The sequence below is a fragment of the Kribbella albertanoniae genome (assembly GCF_004348455.1).
Lineage (GTDB): Bacteria > Actinomycetota > Actinomycetes > Propionibacteriales > Kribbellaceae > Kribbella > Kribbella albertanoniae.
Genome location: NZ_SMKA01000461.1, coordinates 1 through 3,202 on the forward strand (window position 1 = coordinate 1; position 3,202 = coordinate 3,202).

Below are 3,202 nucleotides of genomic sequence, written 5' to 3' on the forward strand. Positions count from 1 at the left end.
TCCTGGTCGTATTTTGAGAACTGTATAGTGGACGCGAGCATCTTTGTAGCGAAATGTTTTTGTTGTTGTTGTGACAAGCTACTAAGGGCAATCGGTGGATGTCTTGGCACCAAGAGCCGATGAAGGACGTTGGAGCCTGCGATAAGCCCCGGGGAGTTGGCAACCGAGCTGTGATCCGGGGGTGTCCGAATGGGGAAACCCAGCTGGCATTCTAAAGCCAGTTACCAGTGCCTGAACACATAGGGTTCTGGAGGGAACGCGGGGAAGTGAAACATCTCAGTACCCGCAGGAAGAGAAAACAATAGTGATTCCGTGAGTAGTGGCGAGCGAAAGCGGATGAGGCTAAACCATGTGCGTGTGATAGCCGGCGTGCGTTGCGTGCATGGGGTTGTGGGAGCATTCTGACATTAATGCCGTGGTGTCGAAGAGTTATAAATTACTGTTGAAGTCGAATCTTCTGGAATGTTGAGCCGTAGTGGGTTATAGCCCTGTAGGCGTAAGACAGTAACTCTTGAGTGTTTTCCCAAGTAGCACGGGACTCTTGAAATCCCGTGTGAATCTGGCGGGACCACCCGCTAAGCCTAAATACTTCTTGGTGACCGATAGCGGACTAGTACCGTGAGGGAAAGATGAAAAGTACCCCGGGAGGGGAGTGAAATAGTACCTGAAACCGATTGCCTACAATCCGTCGGAGCATATTCCTTGTGAATGTGTGACGGCGTGCCTTTTGAAGAATGAGCCTGCGAGTTAGTGGTGTGTGGCGAGGTTAACCCGTGTGGGGTAGCCGTAGCGAAAGCGAGTCTGAATAGGGCGTTTTAGTCGCATGCTCTAGACCCGAAGCGGAGTGATCTATCCATGGGCAGGTTGAAGCGCGGGTAAGACCGCGTGGAGGACCGAACCCACCAGGGTTGAAAACCTGGGGGATGACCTGTGGATAGGGGTGAAAGGCCAATCAAACTCCGTGATAGCTGGTTCTCCCCGAAATGCATATAGGTGCAGCGTCGCGTGTTTCTTACCGGAGGTAGAGCACTGGATGGTCTAGGGGGCTTACCGGCTTACCGAAATCAGCCAAACTCCGAATGCCGGTAAGTGAGAGCGCGGCAGTGAGACTGCGGGGGATAAGCTCCGTAGTCGAGAGGGAAACAGCCCAGATCACCAGCTAAGGCCCCTAAGCGATTGCTAAGTGGAAAAGGATGTGGAGTTGCCCAGACAACCAGGAGGTTGGCTTAGAAGCAGCCACCCTTGAAAGAGTGCGTAATAGCTCACTGGTCAAGTGATTCCGCGCCGACAATGTAGCGGGGCTCAAGCAATCCGCCGAAGCTGTGGCATTCACATATGTACCCGGTGCCGACTTGATCGGCATCCAGGTGTGTGGATGGGTAGGGGAGCGTCGTGCAGCGTGTGAAGCAGCCTAGTGATGGAGTTGTGGATGCTGCACGAGTGAGAATGCAGGCATGAGTAGCGAATGACGGGTGAGAAACCCGTCCGCCGGATGATCAAGGGTTCCAGGGTCAAGCTAATCTGCCCTGGGTAAGTCGGGACCTAAGGCGAGGCCGACAGGCGTAGTCGATGGACAACGGGTTGATATTCCCGTACCGGCATTAACACGACAAGACCGAACCCGATGATGCTAAGTCTTTGAAGCTGTGCGGCCTTCGGGTCAATCAGTGGAACAGACGACCCGAGTTGGTATTAGGTGCACTGAGGAGTGACGCAGGAGGGTAGTCCAACCGCGGCGATGGTAGGCGTAAGCTGATCCGCGGGCAAGGTGGTAGGGCGAGGCATAGGTAAATCCGTGTCTCATATAAGCCTGAGAGCCGAGGCGGACCCGTTCAGGGGAAGTGGATGATCCCATGCTGCCAAGAAAAACTTCGTAGTGAGTGTTAGAGCCGCCCGTACCCCAAACCGACACAGGTGATCAGGTAGAGAATACCAAGGCGATCGAGTGAACCATGGTTAAGGAACTCGGCAAAATGCCCCCGTAACTTCGGGAGAAGGGGGGCCGGATGCGTTACATGGCTTGCCCATGGAAGCGTTGATGGCCGCAGAGACCAGGCCCAAGCGACTGTTTACTAAAAACACAGGTCCGTGCGAAGAAGTAATTCGATGTATACGGACTGACGCCTGCCCGGTGCTGGAACGTTAAGGGGACAGGTTAGCTGGCTTAGGCCGGCGAAGCTTTGAACTTAAGCGCCAGTAAACGGCGGTGGTAACTATAACCATCCTAAGGTAGCGAAATTCCTTGTCGGGTAAGTTCCGACCTGCACGAATGGCGTAACGACTTGGGCGCTGTCTCAACCGTGGACTCGGCGAAATTGCATTACGAGTAAAGATGCTCGTTACGCGCAGCAGGACGGAAAGACCCCGGGACCTTTACTACAACTTGGTATTGGTGGTCGGTACAACTTGTGTAGGATAGGTGGGAGACTGTGAAGCTCGGACGCCAGTTCGGGTGGAGTCATCGTTGAAATACCACTCTGGTTGTTCTGGCTGTCTAACTTAGGTCCATTATCTGGATCAGGGACAGTGCCTGGTGGGTAGTTTGACTGGGGCGGTCGCCTCCTAAAAGGTAACGGAGGCGCTCAAAGGTTCCCTCAGCCTGGTTGGCAATCAGGTGTCGAGTGTAAGTGCACAAGGGAGCTTGACTGTGAGACAGACATGTCGAGCAGGGACGAAAGTCGGAACTAGTGATCCGGCGGTGGCATGTGGGAGCACCGTCGCTCAACGGATAAAAGGTACCCCGGGGATAACAGGCTGATCTTCCCCAAGAGTCCATATCGACGGGATGGTTTGGCACCTCGATGTCGGCTCGTCGCATCCTGGGGCTGGAGTAGGTCCCAAGGGTTGGGCTGTTCGCCCATTAAAGCGGCACGCGAGCTGGGTTTAGAACGTCGTGAGACAGTTCGGTCCCTATCCGCTGCGCGCGCAGGAGACTTGAGAAGGGCTGCCCCTAGTACGAGAGGACCGGGGTGGACGAACCTCTGGTGTGCCAGTTGTTCCGCCAGGAGCACGGCTGGTTGGCTACGTTCGGGAGTGATAACCGCTGAAAGCATCTAAGCGGGAAGCACGCTTCAAGATGAGGTCTCCCACCGGGTTAACCGGGTAAGGCCCCCAGTAGACCACTGGGTTGATAGGCCAGAAGTGGAAGCACCGCAAGGTGTGGAGCTGACTGGTACTAATAGGCCGAGGGCTTGTCACACAC

Annotated in this window: 1 rRNA gene; it reads left to right on the forward strand. The window is 54.9% G+C overall.

The features are described 5' to 3' along the window. The first annotated feature begins 71 nt into the window (after positions 1-71). Positions 72-3,199 (forward strand): 23S ribosomal RNA (locus tag E1261_RS44070). Positions 3,200-3,202: the final 3 nt, after the last annotated feature.